Genomic DNA, 20333 nt, shown 5'->3' on the forward strand with positions numbered 1-20333 from the left:
ACCGCCGAAACGTCCCGGGCCTGCCCGGGGAGGAGATCTCCGGCTGATGCGCTAGGGGTCGACGTGCCGATCTCTAGGGGTGTACGTCACTGCACAGCGCTTCGTATGGTCGGGCCCCGTCGGCTCGTCGTTGCCACTCTCAGCGCACCGGATCGGGTGGCCCGCGAGCGGTGCCGCCCGTCGACGCGCCTCGCGCCAACCCCCGCCGTCCGGCGTACGGCATCCCGGCTGACCGATCGTCGCGGCCCTGAGCCTTTCGGTCGTCCCCTTTCGATCGGAGGTCGAGCTGTTGTCTGTCGGGTTCGATGGCGCCCAGGCCGCGGACGGCGCGGTTGCTCTGGAACTCGTGGGGGACCTGCGGAGGCCGGCGGTGTGGCCCGCGCGGGCGGCCTCGGTGCACCGGGTGCTTCCCGCCTGGCCGTCGCGCGTGACACCGGCCGGGCACGTCGTGGTGGCGGGGCTCGTGGCGGTCCTGGCCCGCTGGACCGGCCAGGACGAGGTGGTGCTCGGGCTGGCCCCGGCCGGTGGGTCGGTGGCGCGGGTGGACGTCTCGGGCGACCCGGGATTCGGGGAGTTGGCGGCGCGGGTGGGACTGGCGTGGACGGCGCCGGTGACGGGCCCGGACCGGCCGGACCCGGTGGCGGTGGAGTTCACCGACGGTCCGGTGGCGGAGACGGGACCGGCCGTGGTGGACGTCGACATGGTGGTGCGCGTGGCGGCGGACGGGTCCGTGCTGCGGGTGGACTACGCGGTGGAGGGATTCTCCGCGCAGTTCGTGCGGGGACTCGTGGCTCAGGTGGTGGTGCTCGTCTCCGCCGGTACGGCGGCGCCGCAGGTCGCCCTGTCGCGACTGCCGTTGCTGGACGCCGCGGAACGGGAGCGGTTGCTGACGTGGGGGCGCGGCCCGGTGCGGGAGATCCCGGGTGAGCCGATCCACGAGCTCGTGCTGAGCTGGGCGCGGCGGTCGCCGGAGGCGGTGGCGGGTGTCGCGGGCGACGAGGTGCTGACGTACGGGGAGCTGGATCGCCGGTCCGGGCTGCTGGCGGCGTACCTGCGGTCGGTGGGTGTCCGTGCCGGTGACGTGGTGTCCGTGGCGTTGGAGCGCGGGTTGTGGTCGCTGGTGGCGGCGATGGGCGTGCTGCGGGCGGGTGCCGCGTACACGCCGATGGACGTGTCGTGGCCCGCGGAGCGGATGCGGGTGCTGCTGGCCGACCACGGCGCGCGGGTGGTGTTGACGGTCGGTGCGGTAGCGGCCCGGATTCCCGCCGGGGACGGGGTCACGGTGGTGGCGCTGGACGACGGCTGGCCCGCGGTACCGGCCGGTGCGGTGGCGGATCTGCCTGCGGTGCCGGTGGACGCGCCGGCGTTCGTCATCTACACGTCGGGTTCGACAGGCACGCCGAAGGGCGTGGTGCTGTCACACGAGAGGCTGGCGAACTTCCTGGCGTGGATGACCGGCGAGTGCGCCATCGGCCCCGGCAGCCGGATGCTGCACTCGGCGGCACCGGTCTTCGACGCCGCGTTCGGGGAGATCTTCGCCGCGCTCACCGGCGGGGGCCGCGTCGTCGTGTGCCCGCGCGACGATCTGCTCGACGCGCGCCGGCTCACCGACCTCGTCAACACCCAGGGCGTCACGCACACGTTCGGACCGGCCACCAACATCGCCCCGCTCGACCCGGCCGCCTGTCCCGGCCTCCGCTGCGTCATCTTCGGCGGCGAGGCCGTCCCGCCGCGGCTGGCCCAGCGGTGGCTGACGGCGGGCACGCGGGTGGTCAACGCGTACGGGCCGGCCGAGATCGCCGTGGCGTGCACCTGGTTCGACGCGTCGGCCGGGTGGGGTGGCGCGTACGTGCCGATCGGCTGGCCGATGCCGAACCGGCAGGTCCGCGTCGTCGACGCGAACCTCGACCTCTTGCCGGCCGGGGTTCCCGGGGAGATCCTGATCGCCGGCTTCGGCGTCGCCGACGGTTACCTCAACCGCCCCGAACTGACCGCCCAGCGGTTCGTCACCGACCCGTACGGCGGCGGGCTCGCCTACCGCAGCGGCGACCTGGGGAGGTGGAACAGCGCCGGCGCGCTGGAGATCCTCGGCCGGATGGACCACCAGGTGAAGGTCAACGGCATCCGCATCGAGCTGGGCGAGATCGAGAGCATCCTCGCCCAGCACCCGGAGGTGGAGACCGCAGTCGTCGTCCGCCGCGAGGACCGGGGCGTGGCCCGGCTCGTCGCGTACGTCACCGGGCGCGACGGCCGCACCCCGGCCACCGGCGATCTGCGCGATCACGCCGCGGCCCACCTGCCGAGCTACATGGTCCCCGCCGCCGTCGTCGTCCTCGACCGCTTCCCCCTCGGCGGCACCGGCAAGATCGACCGGAGTGCCCTTCCCGCACCCGGCGCCCAGCGCCCCGACCTCGGCGTGCCGTACGTCGAGCCGGCCACCGAGGGCGAGCGCCTCGTCGCGGAGGTGTTCGCGAGCGTGCTCGGCATCGAGCGGGTCGGCGCCCGCGACAGCTTCTTCCACCTCGGCGGCACGTCGTTGCAGTCCGCCGCCGTCGCCGCAGGCATCGACGAGGCCGCCGACGTGGTGGTGCCCGTCTCGCAGATCCACCGCACCCCCACCCCGCACGAGCTGGCCCGGTGGCTCGCCACCGCCCCCCGCCGTACGGACACCGGCTCGACCGCGGGACAGGCCCGGCAGCGCCCAGGACCGGTCCCGCTCGCGCAGCAGGTGGCGAAGTGCCTGATGTCGCCGCTGGAGGTCGTCGTCCCGGTCACCTGGTGGATCGAGGGTGAGCTGGACCTGCGAGCCCTCATGGCCGCCCTCGGCGACCTCCACCACCGCCACCAGGCCCTACACGCCCGCTACCGGCGCACCGACCCACCAACCGCAATCATCCCACCCAACCCCGGCATGCCCCAGCTACGACTCCTCGCCGACGCCGCCACCGAACACGACGCCCTCGACCAACTCGCCGAAGCAGTACAACAACCCCTCGACTACACCCAAGGCCGCAACTGGCGCGCCGCCCTGATCCGAAACAAAACCACCAACCGAATCCTCTTCGGCATCGGCATCCACCACATCGCCTTCGACGGCTGGTCATACGGACTACTCGTCCGAGACCTCACCCACGCCTACACCGCACGACACACCGGCCACAAACCCACCTGGACCCACCCCGCACCCACACTGCACCAGTCCCACGACGAATACACCCGCCTCCGCAACGCCGCCGACCTGCAAACCCAACGAACCTACTGGCGCGAACAACTACGCGACCTACCCCGCCAAGGCGAAGGCCCGGCCACCGCGCCCCTGGAGCAGGCCCTCGCCTGGGGACCGAAGGCGGGCCACACCGTCACCGTCACCCCCGAGGTGCTCGACCGCTGGGACCGGGCCGCCCGCGACCAGCGCTTCAGCCGCTCCAGCTACTTCGTGGCGGCCTTCGCCTCGGCGCTGCGCGCCATCCATCAGCAGGACGACATCGCCCTGCTGATGGTGGTCGCCAAACGCGGCAGCCGCGTCCTCGACTCCGCGTTCACCACCCGGCTCAACCTCAACTGCGTGCGGGTGCGCTTCGACGGGCCGCACGACGACAAGCTGGTCCTGCGGGTCGACGAGACGATCCGCGATCTCATGCGGGCCCAGGACGTTCCCTTCGCGGAGACCGCCGACGATCCCGCCGCCGGGCTCTCCGGCGAGGTGGTCGCGAGCCTGCCGACGTTCGTGTTCCAGGACAACGTGGTGGTGCCGCTGGAGCTGCCCGGCTGCCGGGCCGAGGAGGTCGTCGACCCGTACGCCCGGGAGGTGCCCAACGGGCTCACGGTCGAGGTGCTGCCCCGCGTCGACCATGCTCTCCTGCGCGTCACCATCCGCACCGACTACCTGCCGTACAGCTTCGCCGAGGAGCTGAACCACCACATGCTGCGCTTCCTCGAAGACGGGCCGGCGGGTACGCCCACCGCCGGCTGACCGTCCGCCCCTGCGTACCGGACCGCTCGTCGCCGCGTGGCACGCGGCCCGTTGTCCCGAGAGTTCGTGGTTGTCCCTTCCGGCGCACCCCTCTGGGTGGCGCCGGCCCTGATCGGAGGCTGGCTCAATGTCTGTCGGAATCGTCGGTGCGCAGACCACGGATGTCGCTGGGCCCGGCTTCGAGATCCTCGACCTGATGGGGGACCTGCGCCGGCCGGCCGCGTGGCCGGCCCGGGCGGCCTCCGCGTACCGGCGGGTCGACCTGCCCGTCCCGGCGGGGGCGCGCTCCCCCGGCGCGGTGCTGCTGGCCGGTCTGCTGGGGGTGCTGGCCCGGTACACCGGCCAGGCCGAGGTGGCGGTCGGTCTGTCGTCGGGCGGCGTGCTGCGGGTCGACGTCGCGGACGAACCGGGCTTCGGCGAGCTGACGTCGCGGGTGGCCACGGCGCTGGCCGGACCGGTCGCGCACAGCGCGGGCGCGGCGGGGCCGGTGGTCGTCGGGCTGGTGGACGCCCCGGTGGCCGAGGTGGGGCCGGACGTGGTGGACGTGGACATCGTGGTGACCGTCGCGGGGGACGGGTCGGCGCTCCGGGTGGACTACGCCGCCGACGGCTTCTCGGCGGACTGGGTGCGGGGCCTGGTGGACCAGACCGTGTCGTTGCTGTCGGCCGGGGTCCGGGAACCCGGGGTGCCGCTGGGCGCGCTGCCGCTGCTGGGCGCGACCGAGCGCGAGCGGCTGCTCGCGTGGGGCCGGGGCCCGGCCCGCCCGGTGCCGGGTGCGCCGCTGCACGAGCTGGTGCTCGAATGGGCGCGACGCACGCCGGACGCGGTGGCCGGCGTCGCCGCCGGGGAGGTGCTGACGTACGCGGAGCTGGCCCGCCGCTCGGGGGAGTTGGCCGCGCGGCTACGGTCGATGGGCGTACGGCCCGGGGACGTGGTGTCGCTGGCGCTGGACCGCAGCATGTGGACGCTCGTCGCCACCCTGGCGGTGCTGCGGGCGGGGGCGGCGTACACGCCGATGGACGTGTCCTGGCCGGCGGAGCGGATGCGGATGCTGCTGGCCGACCACGGCGCCCGGGTCGTCCTCACCGTCGGCGAGGTCGCCCCGCGTGTCCCCAGACCTGACGGCGTACGGGTCGTCGCCCTCGATGCCGACTGGCCCACCGTGACGGCGGCCGAGGCGGCCGACCTGCCGGTGGTGGCACCCTCCCGGCCGGCGTTCGTGATCTACACGTCCGGCTCGACCGGGACACCGAAGGGCGTCGTGCTGACCCACGAGCACCTGACGAACTTCGTCACCTGGATGCGGGAGGAGTGCGCGGTCGGGCCGGACAGCCGGATGCTCCATTCCTGTTCCCCGGTCTTCGACGTGGCCCTCGGCGAGATCTACACCGCGCTGACCTCCGGTGCCCGCGTCGTCGTCAGCTCCCGCGACGATCTTCTCGACGCCCGCCGGTTGACGGAGCTGATCGCCAAGGAGCAGGCCACCCACGCGTTCTGCCCACCCACGAACCTCGCCGCCGTCGATCCCGCCGACTGCCCCAGCCTGACGTGCGTGACCCTCGCCGGGGAACCCATTCCGCCCCGCATGGCGCACCGCTGGACGGCCGCCGGTGCCCGCCTGATCAACGCGTACGGGCCCGCCGAGGCATCCGTCGCCTGTACCTGGTACGACGCGTCGAAGGGCTGGCCCGGCGCGTACGTGCCCATCGGCCGACCCATGCCCAACCGGCAGATCCGCGTCGTCGACGCCAATCTCGACCTCGTCCCCATGGGCGTCCCCGGCGAGATCCTCATCGCCGGCGCCGGCGTCGCCGACGGTTACCTCAACCGCCCTGAACTGACCGCCCAGCGGTTCGTCACCGACCCGTACGGCGGCGGGACCGCCTACCGCACCGGCGACCTCGGCCGGTGGAACGCCGCCGGAGCGCTGGAGATCCTCGGCCGGATGGACCACCAGGTCAAGGTCAACGGCATCCGGATCGAACTCGGTGAGATCGAGGCGACTCTCGAACAACACCCGGACGTCGGCACCGCCGTCGTCACCCGTCGCGAGGACCAGGGCACCGCCCGGCTCGTCGGCTACGTCACCGGACGCGACGGCCGCGCCCCCGTCACCGCCGACCTGCGGGCACACGCCGCCGCGGTGCTCCCGCCCTACATGGTCCCCGCCGTGATCATGGTCCTGGACCGGTTCCCCACCGGCGGCACCGGCAAGATCGACCGGCGGGCGCTACCAGAGCCGGGCTCGCGCCGTCCCGACCTCGACGTGCCGTACACCGAACCGGCCACCGACTCCGAACGCCTCGTCGCGGGGATCTTCGCGACGGTGCTCGGGCTGGACCGGGTCGGAGCACTCGACGGGTTCTTCCACCTCGGCGGGACCTCCCTGCAGTCCGCCGCCGTCGCTGTCGCCCTCGACGAGGCCGCCGACGTCGCCGTGCCCGTCTCGCAGATCCACCGCACCCCCACCCCGCAAGGGCTGGCCCGCTGGCTCGCCACCGCCCCCCGCCGCCCCGGGGCCGAGCCGGCGCCGTCCGTCACCGGCCGTCCCGGCCCGTCGAAGCCCGTCCCGCTGACCCCGTCCGTCGCGAAGTGCGTCGTGCTCCCCTTCGAACTGGTCTGCCCGACCACCTGGTGGATCGAGGGTGAGCTGGACCTGCGAGCCCTCATGGCCGCCCTCGGCGACCTCCACCACCGCCACCAGGCCCTACACGCCCGCTACCGGCGCACCGACCCACCAACCGCAATCATCCCACCCAACCCCGGCATGCCCCAGCTACGACTCCTCGCCGACGCCGCCACCGAACACGACGCCCTCGACCAACTCGCCGAAGCAGTACAACAACCCCTCGACTACACCCAAGGCCGCAACTGGCGCGCCGCCCTGATCCGAAACAAAACCACCAACCGAATCCTCTTCGGCATCGGCATCCACCACATCGCCTTCGACGGCTGGTCATACGGACTACTCGTCCGAGACCTCACCCACGCCTACACCGCACGACACACCGGCCACAAACCCACCTGGACCCACCCCGCACCCACACTGCACCAGTCCCACGACGAATACACCCGCCTCCGCAACGCCGCCGACCTGCAAACCCAACGAACCTACTGGCGCGAACAACTACGCGACCTACCCCGCCAAGGCGAAGGCCGGCCGCAGGAGATCCTGGAACAGACCCCGACCTGGGGCCCCAAGACCGGGCACATCGTCGCCGTCCCGCCCGAGCTGGTACGGCGCTGGGACCGGGCCGCCGCCGAACACCGCTTCAGCCGTTCCACCTACTTCGCCGCCGCCTACGCCTCGGCGCTGCGCGCCATCCATCAGCAGGACGACATCGCCCTGCTGATGATCGTCGCCCAGCGCGGCAGCCGCGTCCTCGACTCCGCGTTCACGAGCAGGATCAGCAGCAACTGTCTCCGGGTCCGGTTCGGCGGCCCGGAGAAGGACCTGATGCGCGCCCTCCAGCAGACCGCGGACGAGCTGATGGCCGCGCAGGACGTCTCCTTCCTGGAGATGGTCACCGACGACCCGGTCCTCGACCTGCCCCGCGAGGTGATCAACAGCCTGCCCTCGTTCGCCTACCAGGACAACCTCGTCCTCCCGCTGGACCTGCCCGGCTGCCGGACCGAGGAGGTCGTCGAACCGTACGCCCGGGAGTGGTCCGGTGCCTGCGTCGCCGAGGTGCTGCCCGGCGACGAGAGTGTCCTCCTGCGGGTCACCATCCGTACCGACCTGGTCCCGGCCCCCGCCGCCGAGATCCTGGCCACCGGCATGCTGCGCTTCCTGGAAGCCGGCCCCGAGGCGGTCAGCGACACACGCTGACCACAGCCTGGCGGCAGCGCGCCGGGCTGCTCACGTGAGCAGCCCGGCGCGCTCCGGTCCGGGTCAGTGGACGAGGGCCGCCGGGCAGTGCGCCAGCAACTCCGCCGGGGCGTGCACGACCAGGTCGGGGCCGGCCGCGAGCAGCGCCGCGATGTCCCCGCCGTGCCACGTCGTGGCGACGGCCGTCGCCCCGGCGTCCCGGCCGCTGAGCAGGTCGATCACCGCGTCGCCCACCATCATGGCCTCGTGCGGCGGCACGTCGAGGTTGCCCAGTGCCTGGAGCACGATGTCCGGGGCAGGCTTGGGACGGGCCACCTCGTCGGAACCGATCACCTGGCCGAAGAGGCCCAGCACGCCGAGTTGGTCGAGCAGGGAGCGGGCCCTCGGGCCGGCCTTGCCGGTGGCGATCCCCATCCGGATGCCACGCGAGTGCAGGGTCTCCAGGGTCTCCCGGACGCCGGGGAAGAGCGGCACGAGGTGGGCCATCCGGTAGCTCTCGCGGACGAACGGCCCCTCCATCTCCAGGGGCAGCCCCATCAGGCGCATGATGTCCGGGAAGTACCGGCCCATGTGCCGGTTGTACTCCTCGAACGGTGCCGGCCCGTCGCCCACCACCTCGGCGTACGCGATGCTGAACGCCTCACGCATGACGGCCGAACTGTCGACGATGACGCCGTCGAGGTCGAACACGACCGCGCGGATCGGGCCGCGCGCCGGCGACGGCGGGGTCACCTCGACTGTGGACGATGGACGGCTCATGGCTGCTCCCGGAAGGGGTTGGGGCCGACGGTGGTTCTCACCCGGCGCGATGGCCCACCAGTGCGTGCTGGCGCTCCGGCCGGGTGGGCCGGGCGCACTGGTAGATCCGTTCGATGATGTCGATGGTCCGGCGGGCCTCGGCGACGGCCGCGCCCCGGGCGGCCGGGTCGGCGAGCAGCCCGGGCAGGGCGTCGAGCTGGTGGTCGTACTCCGCGCCGATCGGCTCCCCGGGCAGCGGCAGCCGCGCGGTCCGGCCGTCGCGGGTACGCGTCAGCACCGGCGTGGGCTCCCGGTTGGGACTGAAGCCGAACGTGCAGCGCAGCGTCGCCGACCCCGCGGCGCCGTGCACGGTGACGGTGGTGCGGTCCAGCGACTCGTGCGAGGCCCAGCAGGCGTGCAGGGCGACGGAGGCGCCGGTGTCGGTGAGCAGGAACCCCCGGGCGGTGTCCTCGACGTCGCCGGGAACGTGGCCTGCGGTGTCGGCCCCGCCGCGCCAGGCGGCGTGGGCGGCGCTGTCGTTGACGAAGTCGTCCGAGACGCTGCCGATCGCGTGAGTGACCCGGGCCGGGCCGAGCAGCGGCAGCACCGTGTCGAGCAGGTGCCAGCCGAGGTCCACCAGCGCGCCCCCGCCGGACTGGTCGCGGCGGGTGAACCAGCCGCCCGCGTCGGGCACCCCTCGGGCGCGAACCCAGGCCACATCGACGTGCCGGATCGGGCCCAGCTCACCGGTCAGGTCGGCCAGCGCCCGGACGTCGGCCCGGTAACGGGCGGCGCTGCCGGCCAGCAGCACCGCGCCGCCGTCGCGCTCCGCGTCGGCCAGGATGCCCGCCTCGGCGGAGGTCAGGCAGACCGGCTTCTCCAGGAACACCGGTACGCCCCGGCGCAGCAGCCGGACGGCGACGACCGCGTGCAGGTGGTTCGGTACGGCGACCACCGCCAGGTCGACCGTTCCGGCGGGCAGGTCCTCGACGTCGGCGTACGCGGACGCGACGGCGTGCGTGTCGCGGGCCTGATCGCGCACCACGGGCTGCGGGTCGACCACGGCGACCACCTCGAAGCCGGGGTGTGCGGCGAGCCGGGGCAGCCAGATCTCCCGCCCGGCCCAGCCGAGGCCGACCACCGCGACCCGCACCGGCCGGCCGGCCGCGGCCGGGGGCCGGGCCGTCATCCGGCGAGGATGTCGGCGAGCACGGCGGCGATCTCGTGCATCTGCTGCTCCGTGCCGAGCAGCGTGCGGTGGTGCAGCCAGAGGCAGTCGGAGTGGATCTGCTCGGTGTTGGGGCAGCGGGCCGCGATCTCCTCTACCGACTCGTCGGGCGCGCCGGCCTTCCAGAAGCCCTCGCACCGGTAGATCGCCCGGAACGCCACGAACGCCGGGACGCCCCGGGCGATGAGCGCGTCCACCACGGCACGGCGACGCTCGATGCCGATCCCGGGGATACGGAACATCGCCATGTAGTGCGGGTTGCGGTCGGTGCGGGGGTCGGTCGCCTGCGGCACGACGCCCGGGATCTCGGCGAGCAGGCTCGACAGCAGCGGCCAGCGCTGCTCGCGCAGCGCGATCTGCTCGTCGAGGCGGGTCAGCTGGGCGCGTAGCACAGCGGCGGTGAACTCGCTCATCCGGTAGTTCGAGCCGGTGGTGCTGTGCAGGTATTCGCGGTCGGTGCGGGGCCGGCCGCAGCTGTGCACGAGGAATGCCCGCTCGCGCAGTTCCTCGTCGGGGAAGACGACCGCTCCGCCCTCGCCGGCGGTCATGAGCTTGCCGTTCTGGAAGCTGAAGGCGGCCACCGAGCCGAGCGCGCCGGCCCGCCGGCCGCGCCACTGCGCGCCCTGGGCGTGTGCCGCGTCCTGCAGCAGAGCCACCCCGGCGTCGGCGGCGAGCTTGTCGAGCGCGTCCATGTCGGCGAACTGCCCGGCCATGTGCACCGGCATGATCACCTTGGTACGGGGGGTGATCGCGGCCTCGACGGCGGCGGGGTCGACGCAGTAGGTGTCCAGGTCGACGTCGACCGGCACGGCGACCGCGCCGAGACGCTGCGCGGCCAGCGAGGACGAGATGAACGTGAACGCCGGGACGATCACCTCCGTACCGGGGCCGACGCCGAGCACCTCCAGCGCGACTTCCAGCGCGTGGGTGCCGTTGGTGACGGCAAGCGCGTGAGGGCTGCCGTGGTAGTCACCGAACTCCCGCTCGAAGGAGTCGACCTCACTGCCGCCCATCCGCCACCACTGACCCTGTTCGAGGGCGCGGATCAGTCCGGTTCGCTCCTCGTCGCCGTACTGCGGCCACTCGGGGAACTCGGACACCGTCGAGGGCTGACCACTCATGACTTCCCACTTCCCAACTCGGGCAGACCAGGGGCTTGGGCGGACCATCGGGCGGGACGACCCGAGACCGCCGGTGCGCGGGCCGGGCGCAGCGGAGCAGCGGATGGCCGCGCGGTACGTGACGCCTCCGTCTGGAGCCGGCGGCGTCGCTTCAGCAGGGAGGACGGTAACCGACGCGGATACGCGGTCACCGCCCCTAACAGCCCCTAGCCACCCCTTAGTCCGCCGTGCGTCGGGCGCCGCCGGTTCGCCGGGAGCCGTCGGCGTAGTAAGACTGCGGTGACCAGTCATCAGGCTCTGCGGGACCAGGGCCGTGCCCCACGAGGTGAAGCGTGTCGGACGTGCTGCTGCTGAACGGCCCGAACCTGGGCATTCTCGGCCGGCGGGAACCGGAGATCTACGGCACCGACACCCTGGACGACATCGAACGCGCCGTCGGCGAGGAGGTCGCCGCCCGGGGCTGGGGTGTGGTCGCCGAGCAGCACGACTGCGAGGGTGCGCTGATCCGTAAGATCCAGAACAGCTACGACACGGTGGGCGCGATCGTCAACCCGGGCGCCCTGATGATCGCGGGCTGGAGCCTGCGCGACGCGCTGGCCAACTACCCCCGGCCCTTCGTCGAGGTGCATCTGTCCAACGTGTGGGCGCGGGAGAGCTTCCGGCACGACTCGGTGATCGCCCCGCTGGCCAGCGGGGTGATCGTCGGGCTCGGAGCGCTGGGCTACCGGCTGGCCGCGCGCGCCCTCACCGCGACCGTCCGATGACGACCGGGCACCTCGCCGTCCGGTGCCGTGGGCGCCGGCGTGCCGGCGGTACGGTCGTCCGCACGTCCCGACTCTTCCCGAAGGACCTCACGTGGAGATTCCCGTCCTCGTCCTGACCCTCGTCCTCGCGGCCGTGTTCGCGGGCACCGCCGTGCCGAAGCTCACCGGGCAGGCACAGATGCGCGAGCGGATGGACCACCTCGGCGTCTCGCCGGGGCTGACCCGCGTGCTGGGGGTGCTGGAACTCGCCGCGGTCGCCGGGCTGCTGCTCGGCCTGCTCTGGCCGCCCCTGGGCATCGCGGCGGCGATCGGTCTCGCCCTGCAGATGACGGGCGCGGTCGTCTACCACGCCCGGGCGAAGGACCCGGCCGCGACGATCCTGACGCCGGTGATCTTTGCCGTCGCCGCCCTGGCGCTCGTCTACCTGCACGTGCGGCTGGGCTGAGGCCGGCCGTGTCCGGTCCGCAGCGCCACGGCGGCGTCCTCGGCATCGACGTCGGYGGCACCAAGGTCGCGTTGCACGCGGAGGCACCCGGGCGGCCGGCGTACGACCGGACCTTCCGCTGGCCCCGGGGGGCCGCCGACCCGGCCGACGACCTGACGGTGCTGGCCGTCGAGGTGGACCGGCTGCTCGACCGGTGGGGGCCGGTGGACGCGGTCGGGGTGGCCATGCCGGCGACCACTGACACCGGGGGCATCGTCACCACCTGGCCTGGGCGCCCCGGCTGGGCGGGCCTCGACCTCACCGGCGCGCTGCGCCGCCTCTTTCCCGACGCGGCGACCGCCGTCGCCGACGACGGTGATCTCGCCGCCCTGGCCGAGGCGCGCTGCGCCGGCGCGGACGACGTGGTCTACCTGGGCGTCGGCACCGGGATCGGCGGCGGCGTCGTGCTGGCCGGCCGGCCGGTGCCGGGCCGGTCCTCCGCCGAGATCGGCCACATGGTCGTCGCCCTCGACGGTGAGCGCTGCGACTGCGACCGGCACGGCTGCCTCCAGTCCGTCGCGTCCGGCCCCGCCACCCTGCGCCGCGCCGCCGCCCGCCGGGGCGGCGAGGTGGGCTTCGACGACCTACGGGCCGGACTCGACGGGCGCGAGCCCTGGGCGGTGGCTGCGGTCGAGGAGAGCTGCCGGGCGCTGGCGGCGGCGGTGGTGAGCCTCGGCGAGATCCTCGATCCGGCGCTGGCGATCGTGGGCGGCGGGTTCGCCGCCGGCCTGCCCGGCTTCGTGCCGCTCGTCGCGCAACGGGCACGTCGCGCCGGCCGGCCCGGGCGCCCGGCGCCACCGGTGCGTCCCGCCGCCCTCGGCGGGCTGTCGTCCCTGCACGGCGCGGTGGAGCTGGCTCGTGACCTGACCGGCACGCCGGCTCCCGCGCGCCCCGTCCCCATCGCCTAGAGGAGAGCAGCATGGTCAGGATCGGTGTCATCGTCGGCAGCACGCGACCCGGCCGCAAGGCCGACGCCGTGGCCCGCTGGGTGCGCGACGTCGCCGCCAAGCGGGGCGACGCCACTGTCGAACTGGTCGACATCGCCGACTACGCCCTGCCACACTTCGACGAGGTGCTGCCGCCGTCGATGGCGCCGTCGCGACGCCCGGCCGTACGCCGCTGGGCGGCGACCGTGGCCGGGTTCGACGGCTTCGTCTTCGTCACGCCGGAGTACAACCACTCCATCCCGGGCGCGCTGAAGGATTCCCTCGACTTCCTCTACCAGGAGTGGCAGCACGCCGCCGCCGGCCTCGTCAGCTACGGCGTGCACGGCGGCACCCGGGCGGCGGAGCACCTGCGGCTGGTTCTCGGGCAGCTCGGCGTCGCCGACGTCCGCTCCCAGGTCGCGCTCTCTCTGACGACCGACTTCGTCAACTTCCGCGACTTCCGGCCGGCCGCGCACCACGAGCAGGCCCTCGGCACCATGCTCGACGAGGTGGTCGCCTGGGCCGGCACACTGCGGACGCTGCGCCGGGCCTGACGCCGCTGCGGCTGCGCGTCGGCGACCGGGGTCGGGCACCGGCATCGACCCGCTGGCACGGCACGGCGGGAAACGAGTTCGCGCCGGCCACGGCGGAGGACGAAGGGACACCCTGGAGGGACGCCCGCCGTCGTAGGCCGGGCCGGCCCGCGCAGTGCGGCGACCGCCACCGCGAGACCACCGGCGGCGGTGGCCTCCACCCATGATCGGCTGTCCTCTGTCGTCGCTGCGGCATGACACGATGGCCGTGCCCTGCGCCGCCGGTGGCCGGGCACGACACTGATGGAGTCGGGATGTCAGAACTGGCCGGCACGCCGGTGCCAGGATTGGCGAAGCTGTGGACGCACGACCCGGTCACCGCCGGCCGGTATCGGCTGCTCGGCCGGCTGGGCGCGGGTGGGCAGGGGGTCGTCTACCTCGGTGAGGACGACGCTGGTGACCGCGTCGCGGTCAAGATGGTCAACGTCGATCTGACTGATCCACGGGCGCGGTCGCAGTTCGTGAAGGAGATCGCCGCCGCGCGCCGGGTCGCTCCGTTCTGCACCGCGCAGGTGCTCTTCGCCGAGGTCGACGGCGAGCGTCCCTACGTGGTCAGTGAGTTCATCGAAGGCCCGACCCTGCACCGGCACGTCCGCGAACGCGGCCCGGTGACCGGTAACGCCCTGCACCGGCTCGCGGTCGGCACTGTCACCGCGCTCGCCGCGATCCACAGTGCCGGCGTGGTGCACTGCGATCTGAAGCCGGACAACGTGGTGCTGGGCAGGGACGGCCCTAGGGTGATCGACTTCGGCATCGCTCGCGCGCTGGGCGTGACCGAGACGGCGTCCAGCCGGGTCATGGGGACCACCGCGTACATGGCACCCGAGCGGTTCCGCAACGACGCGGTCGGTCCGCCCTGCGACGTCTTCGCCTGGGCGGCCACGATCGCGTTCGCTGCCGGTGGCCGGCCACCCTTCGGCGATGATTCGCTCTTCGCCGTGATGCACCGGGTGCTGCACGATCCGCCCGACCTGCCGGCGTTGCCTCCGGTGCTGGACGAGCTGATCCGGGAGTGCCTGGCGAAGGATCCGGCGGATCGGCCGGGTGCCGAGCAGGTGCTGGTGCGGCTGCTGCGGCAGGACGCCACGGCCACCGTGCCGCTACGTCGGGAGAGCCTGCTCGAGGTCGGCAACGAGACCGCGGGCACGCCGACGCCGAACCATCCCCTTCCCCGGATCACGCCGACGGCACCGCAGCCGCGCCCGACGCAGCCACAGCCACAGCCGACCCAGGCCCGGCCGACGCAGCCGGCACACCCACGGATGACGACCCAGCCGGCGTACCTGCCGGCGACGGAGCCCGGCGTCGGCGCCGGGTCCGGCGGCGCGTTGCGGCGACTGCGTCGTGAGGCCCTCGACGCCTGGGGCATCTCGACAGCGCTCTTCCTCGGCTCGGCCGGCGCCGCCGCCGGCTACGTCGCGTCGAGCGCGATCGGCCCGGCCGCCGCAGTCGGGGCGGTCGCCTTCGTCGTGGTCTACCTGGTCCGGCTGCTGGTCGCTACGGCGGTCGGGGGGCGGTCCGACCGCCCGTGACGCCGCGGCAGGGGTCCGGGTCGCCGGCTGGCGCCGGATCGATAGGTTGACGGCCACCAGCCGCCCGCCGAGGAGGACGCCCCGATGACCCCATCCGTTACCCGCACGCGGCAGTGGTTGCCCTACACCGCTGCCGTCACCGCCGGGCTGGTGGTCATCGCCGGGGCGTTCGTGTTCGTCCAGCAGCGCGATGCGGGCGGCGAGGTGCCCCGCACCGACTGCGCCACCACCCTCCAGGTCAACTCGTCGACGGAGAAGGCGGCGCTGCTGGTCGACCTGGCCGAGCGCTACAACCGCAGCAGCCGGTCGATCGACGGCGGTGGCTGCGCCCAGGTGCACGTCAGCGCGCTCAACTCGGGCCAGGCCGCCGAGGCGCTGGCCACCGGCTGGACCCACACCGGCCTGCCGCGACCACAGGTCTGGCTGCCGACGTCGAGCCTGTGGACCGGCCAGCTCCGGCTGCTCGACCAAGCCGCCGGGCGAGCACCGCAGACCCCGGACCGCTACCCGTCGATCGCCAACAGCCCACTGGTGATCGCGATGCCGCAGCCCAAGGCCGAACTGATACGCCGGCGCGGGCCGCTGGGCTGGGGGGAGATCCTGGGCCTGTCCGGGCGGGACGGGTGGGCGGGCTTCGGCAAGCCGGAGTGGGGCCGCTTCACCTTCGGCAAGGACAACCCCAACCTGTCCACCTCCGGGCTGGCGGCGACCATCGCCACCTACTACGCGGCGGTGCAACGGTCCAGCGACCTGACCCGGTCCGACCTTGCCGACCCCGCGGTCACCCAGTTCGTCCGCCGGATCGAGGCCAATGTGTCGCACTACAGCGACGATTCGGTGGACCTGCTGCGCAGCCTCGCCGAGGCGGACCTGGCGGGCGGCGCGGGCAGTACGGACGACATGAGCGCCATCGTCCTCCAGGAGGAACTCGTGGACCTCTACAACACGGGTGCGCTGAGCCCTCGGCAGGACGGGCAGGAGCGGGGCCGCAGGCCGAACGTCCCGCTGGTCGCCGTCCACCCCAAGGAGGGCACGTTCAACCTGGACCACCCGTTCGTGGTGCTGCCCTCCGCCGACGAGCGGCAGCGGGCGGCGGCGACCGACTTCCTGGCCTTCCTGACCGAGGACGCCCAGCAGGAGAGCTTCGCCCGCCTCGGCTTCCGGGACCACGAGCGCCGAGCCTCGGCGGAGCTGCTCGCCAACGTCGGCGCCGAGCCCACCGGTGGGCTGAGCTACTTCGAGCCCCCGGACCCGCAGGTGGTCGGCGCGATGCTGGACGGCTGGCGGACGCTCCGCAAGAAGGCCAACATCCTGATAGCCCTGGACACGTCCGGGTCCATGCAGGCGATGGTCGGCACCCGCACCCGCTTCCAGGTCGCCTCAGCAGCGGCGGGCAAGGGCCTCGCGCTGCTCAACACCGAGGACCGGGTGGGTCTCTGGTCGTTCTCCTCGGAGACCCGGAAGCGGCCGAAGAGCCCCTACCGGGAGGAGATCCCTCTCGGCGAGTTCGACCAGAAGCGGATCAACAGCAAGATCGCCGGCCTGCACGTCGACGGCGGCACCGCGCTCTACGCGACGGTCCGGGCCGCACACCGAGAGCTGCTCGACCGGTACGACCCGCAGCGGATCAACGCGATCGTCGTGCTGACCGACGGCAAGAACGAGTACCGGCAGGACAACGACCTGGCCGGCCTGCTCGCCGAGGTCGCCCTCGACCCGCGGCGTCCGGTGAAGGTGTTCTGCATCGCCTTCGACCGGGAGTCGGACTTCGCCACCCTGGACCGGATCGCCAAGGCATCATCGGGCAAGGCCTTCGACGCGACCGATCCGGCCAAGATCGACGAAGCGTTCGTGAAGCTGGTCAGCAGCTTCTGACGCCGTCGCGCGCCGCTCGCCACGAGCCCGCGGCGCGACCGACGGTCTCCGCAGCCCCGCCGGTGAACAGCGCCGGCCGGAGTAGGGAGCACCCCGACACCGGTCCGGTCCGCCGACGCCCTAACCTCGGCGTACAACGAGTGCCGGGCCTCCGGGATGACCAGCAGGTCGCCCTCCCCACCGGTCCACGGCTGATCCGGCGCGACCAGCCGGACCCGCCCCCGCAGTACCTGGAGCGTCGCCTCACCGATCAGGCTCCCGGTGCGACGACCAACCGCTCCGCGGCGACCTGCGCCGCGTCGGTGCGTACGACGCCGGCGAACTCGCGGGCGCGGGCGGCCACCTCCGGCCGCAGCGCGGCGCCCAGAGCCTCGGTCAGTGACTCGACGGTCGGCACGGAGCCGGGGTGTGCGGTGCCGATGCCGAGCGCGGGCACCCGGCGCGCGAAGTAGTGCTGGTCGTACACCTGCGGTACGACGACCTGCGGCGTCCCGGCCCGCGCGGCCGTGGTCGTGGTGCCCGCGCCGCCATGGTGGACCACCACGGCCACCTCCCGGAACAGGTCCTGCTGGTTCACTTCGCCGACCACCAGGCAGTCGGGGGACCGGTCGACCGGCGAGAGCGGCGCCCAGCCCCGGGAGGCGACCAGCCGGCAACCGACCGCGCGCACGGCCCGCACGGCCGTCTCCAGCAGACCCGGGGGTGCGGCGACGCTGCCGAATCCGACGTAGACGCACGGCCCGCCGGCGTCCAGGAAGGCCGTCAGCTCGGCGGGCAGGGCCCGCTTGTCGGGCAGGAGCCAGGCGCCCGGTTGGTAGACGGCCGGATCGGCGACCTCCGGCCAGGGTGCCAAGGCCGGGTCGGCGGCCAGCCACGGCCGGTCGGTGTGGATGTGGTCGCTGACGTCGTCGACCGTGCCCAACCCCACCGCCGACCGCAGCGCGTTGAGGGGCGCGGCGAAGGTGTCGTTGACGTGCCGCAGGTTGGCGGCCCACAGGTCGCTGTTGTCTGCCGACGCGGGCGCCGGGACCTCCCCGAGCACCGGCAGCGGCAGCGGAGGGTGGTGGGGTGAGGGAAGGGCCGCCGGGCAGAGCGCCGCGAAGACGTACGGGATGCCGCGCTTCTCCGCCACGGTGCGGGCGGCGATCTGGAGGCCCGTCGACGCGACGAGGACGTCACAGTCCCGGGCTGCGGCCGACAGCACCTCGAACTGGATGCCGATGGAGGACTCGGCGAACTTGCGTACCTGCGCGGGCGAGGGTTTTGGCACGGCGGCCCGCGACCTGGGCGCCGCCGACCTGCGCCAGGGCGGGCCGACGGGCACGAAGGGAATCCTGAAGCTGGCCACCCAGCGGGCGAAGTCGGGCGGGGCGCAGAGGCGGGCCTGGTGGCCGAGGGCCGTCAACCGCGACGCGAGCGCCACCAGTGGTTGGACATCGCCACGCGACCCGAGAGTCGACAGCAGTACGCGCATAATACTCGCCTTTCCGTCTTTTACGCCGGATCCGGGCGCGGCTGGGCCAGGCCCGACAGCGTTGTCGGGCCTAGCCGCACCGTCGATCTGCTATCCCCGCGTCGTGGAGCGCCCCGGCACCAGGGCAGCGGGTCGCGCCCTGGCGGCGGTCTGAGTGGGTACCCGGCGCGCGGCGCCGGGCGCGGGTCGGAGGGGCCGCAGGATCAGTACGTGGCCGAGCCCCTCGACCGCGCGCAGCTCGGCCGCGCAGGCCGCGGCCTGCGCCTGGCGCAGGTAGTCCAGCGTCTGCGGGTCGGCGGCGCACATCCCCGGCGTCGAGTCGGCGGTGGCGACCAGGTGGACCTCGCCGGCCAGCAGCAGCGAGGCCGAGATGAACTGGCAGAGCTCCGGCCACAGCAGGTACCGCCAGAAGTCCACGCTGATCACCGCGTCCAGGCTGCCCGGCGGCATGGGCGGGGCGACGCCGAGCAGGTGGAAGTTGGTCCGCCCGATGGGTGCGGCGTAGTCGAAGGTCAACGCCGAGGCGGGCAACCCGGAATCGGCGCGGCCGGTGCCGATCCAGAGCGTGCGGTGCCCCCGCACCTGGCCGGCGAGGCGCGCGGCGGCGGGGCCGATGGCGCAGGCCGACCGCTCGACGCACTCGTCGATGAGCGCGCGATAGTGCAGGATCCGCCGGATCGCCTCGTACCCCATGACGGCGGTGAGGAACTCCCACTCCAGGCACGGATAGAGCCGGGCCGCCTGCTGGAAGTTGGCCTTCATCTCCATCCAGTTGCGGGTGATGTTCTTGTGGTGCGGCAGGTGGACGACCCGGGCGTCGTCGTCGTAGCCGAAGTTGACGCCGTCGGGGAGGCTGCGGTCGACGCGGTAGAACAACTCGACGTCCTCCACGCCGTAGCTCAGACCGAACGCCTCGCGGTAGCCACCGACCTGCGCGAAGTGCGCGCTGGACAGCGAGATGTTGTGCGTGTAGGCGATGACCCAGCCGGCCCGGAGCCACTCGCCCCCGTCGTCGGGAAGCCCCGTGGCGAACCGAAGGTCGCCGCCGTGCGGGAAGGCGCGTGCGACCGCGTGCGACTCCCCGGCCAGCACTGCCGGCAGGTCAGCGAGGCCGATCTCGTCCCGCCGGCCGATCAGCACCGCCGCGTTGCCGGGCACGCTGTGCCAGGCCAGGTGCCGCTCCAGCAGGTCGGGCACCGCCCACGAGTCGGCGTCGAGGAAGACCAGCAGCGGTGCGCAGGCACGGCGCGCCCCCTCGTTGCGGGCGACGGAGCGGCCCTTGCGCTCGGCGAGTTCCAGCACGCGCAGGCGGAGACCGGCGCCCTCGGCGAGCGCCTCGGCGTACCCGTCGGACGAGCCACCGTCCCGGACCACGATCACCTCGAAGCGTTCCGGCGGCAGCGTCTGCCGGGTCAGCGCCCTGAGGGTCAGCGCGAGGCACTGCGGATCCTGGTAGGTCGGCATCACCACGCTCAGCGCCGGAGCGTTGGTGGGCAGCGACATGGCGATCCTCTCCGTCAGACGATCTTGCCGTCAGAGGGCGGCGACACCGTCAGACGATAACGCTCCGCAACGACATCACTACGCATCAATAGGGGTCTATAGGGGTGCACTGTCCCGACACGACAGTCGCCGCCCGACCGGAACCCACCCACGCGCAGGAGCAGCAGCCGCGACAGGAAGCAGCGGGTTAGATCAGCCTGAGCCGCCCCCGCTTTTATGGAGCTTCTTGACCATGGTCTGATGGCCGTGGGGGAGGAAGTCGTCCGTGGCAGCACCGAAGAAGTACCCCGATG

Annotated in this window: 13 protein-coding genes; 8 read left to right on the forward strand and 5 right to left on the reverse strand. The window is 73.2% G+C overall.

The genetic code is table 11. The features are described from left to right. The first annotated feature begins 289 nt into the window (after positions 1–289). Both A8711_RS17060 and A8711_RS17065 read left to right on the forward strand, forming a co-directional pair. Positions 290–3973, forward strand: coding sequence for an amino acid adenylation domain-containing protein (locus A8711_RS17060; protein ID WP_069088794.1), 3684 nt, complete (start codon positions 290–292; stop codon positions 3971–3973). A gap of 127 nt (positions 3974–4100) precedes the next feature. Beyond that, positions 4101–7802, forward strand: a complete 3702-nt coding sequence (locus A8711_RS17065; RefSeq protein WP_069088795.1) for an amino acid adenylation domain-containing protein — start codon at positions 4101–4103, stop codon at positions 7800–7802. A 63-nt stretch (positions 7803–7865) separates the two neighbouring features. Here the strand turns inward: A8711_RS17065 and A8711_RS17070 are convergent, their stop codons facing one another. From A8711_RS17070 to A8711_RS17080, 3 genes are read right to left on the reverse strand one after another with little or no spacing between them, the layout of a single operon-like run. Beyond that, complete coding sequence (locus A8711_RS17070; protein WP_064445417.1) at positions 7866–8561, reverse strand: HAD-IA family hydrolase; 696 nt, start codon at positions 8559–8561, stop codon at positions 7866–7868. Between the two features lie 37 nt (positions 8562–8598). Next, positions 8599–9729: a Gfo/Idh/MocA family protein gene (locus tag A8711_RS17075; protein ID WP_069088796.1), complete on the reverse strand. Its 1131-nt coding sequence runs from the start codon at positions 9727–9729 to the stop codon at positions 8599–8601. After that, complete coding sequence (locus A8711_RS17080; protein WP_069088797.1) at positions 9726–10889, reverse strand: DegT/DnrJ/EryC1/StrS family aminotransferase; 1164 nt, start codon at positions 10887–10889, stop codon at positions 9726–9728. The genes A8711_RS17075 and A8711_RS17080 overlap by 4 nt, the downstream gene beginning before the upstream one ends. Positions 10890–11221: 332 nt before the next feature. Here A8711_RS17080 and A8711_RS17085 point away from each other — a divergent pair, with 332 nt between their 5' ends. From A8711_RS17085 to A8711_RS17110, 6 genes are all read left to right on the forward strand, one after another. After that, the gene (locus A8711_RS17085; RefSeq protein WP_069088798.1) at positions 11222–11653 is read left to right on the forward strand and encodes a type II 3-dehydroquinate dehydratase; all 432 of its coding nucleotides are present in this window, start codon (positions 11222–11224) and stop codon (positions 11651–11653) included. Between the two features lie 91 nt (positions 11654–11744). Beyond that, complete coding sequence (locus A8711_RS17090; RefSeq protein WP_030500471.1) at positions 11745–12098, forward strand: DoxX family protein; 354 nt, start codon at positions 11745–11747, stop codon at positions 12096–12098. 8 nt (positions 12099–12106) lie between these two features. Further along, positions 12107–13045, forward strand: coding sequence for an ROK family protein (locus A8711_RS17095; protein ID WP_069088799.1), 939 nt, complete (start codon positions 12107–12109; stop codon positions 13043–13045). 11 nt (positions 13046–13056) lie between these two features. Then, entirely contained in the window at positions 13057–13617 is a 561-nt protein-coding gene (locus tag A8711_RS17100) for an NADPH-dependent FMN reductase (RefSeq protein ID WP_043329859.1), read from the forward strand. Positions 13618–13910: 293 nt separating this feature from the next. Then, a complete protein-coding gene (locus A8711_RS17105) occupies positions 13911–15188 on the forward strand; it encodes a serine/threonine-protein kinase (RefSeq protein ID WP_069088800.1) in 1278 nt (425 codons plus the stop codon). Between the two features lie 84 nt (positions 15189–15272). Further along, a complete protein-coding gene (locus tag A8711_RS17110) occupies positions 15273–17063 on the forward strand; it encodes a substrate-binding and VWA domain-containing protein (RefSeq protein ID WP_069088801.1) in 1791 nt (596 codons plus the stop codon). A 250-nt stretch (positions 17064–17313) separates the two neighbouring features. On the opposite strand, the gene A8711_RS17115 is transcribed toward A8711_RS17110, so the two are convergent. Beyond that, the gene (locus A8711_RS17115; protein ID WP_069088802.1) at positions 17314–18537 is read right to left on the reverse strand and encodes a glycosyltransferase; all 1224 of its coding nucleotides are present in this window, start codon (positions 18535–18537) and stop codon (positions 17314–17316) included. A 90-nt stretch (positions 18538–18627) separates the two neighbouring features. Beyond that, complete coding sequence (locus A8711_RS17120; protein WP_069088803.1) at positions 18628–20040, reverse strand: glycosyltransferase family 2 protein; 1413 nt, start codon at positions 20038–20040, stop codon at positions 18628–18630. Positions 20041–20333: the final 293 nt, after the last annotated feature.

It is taken from the genome of Micromonospora sp. II, from assembly GCF_001709195.1.
Taxonomy (GTDB): domain Bacteria; phylum Actinomycetota; class Actinomycetes; order Mycobacteriales; family Micromonosporaceae; genus Micromonospora; species Micromonospora chalcea.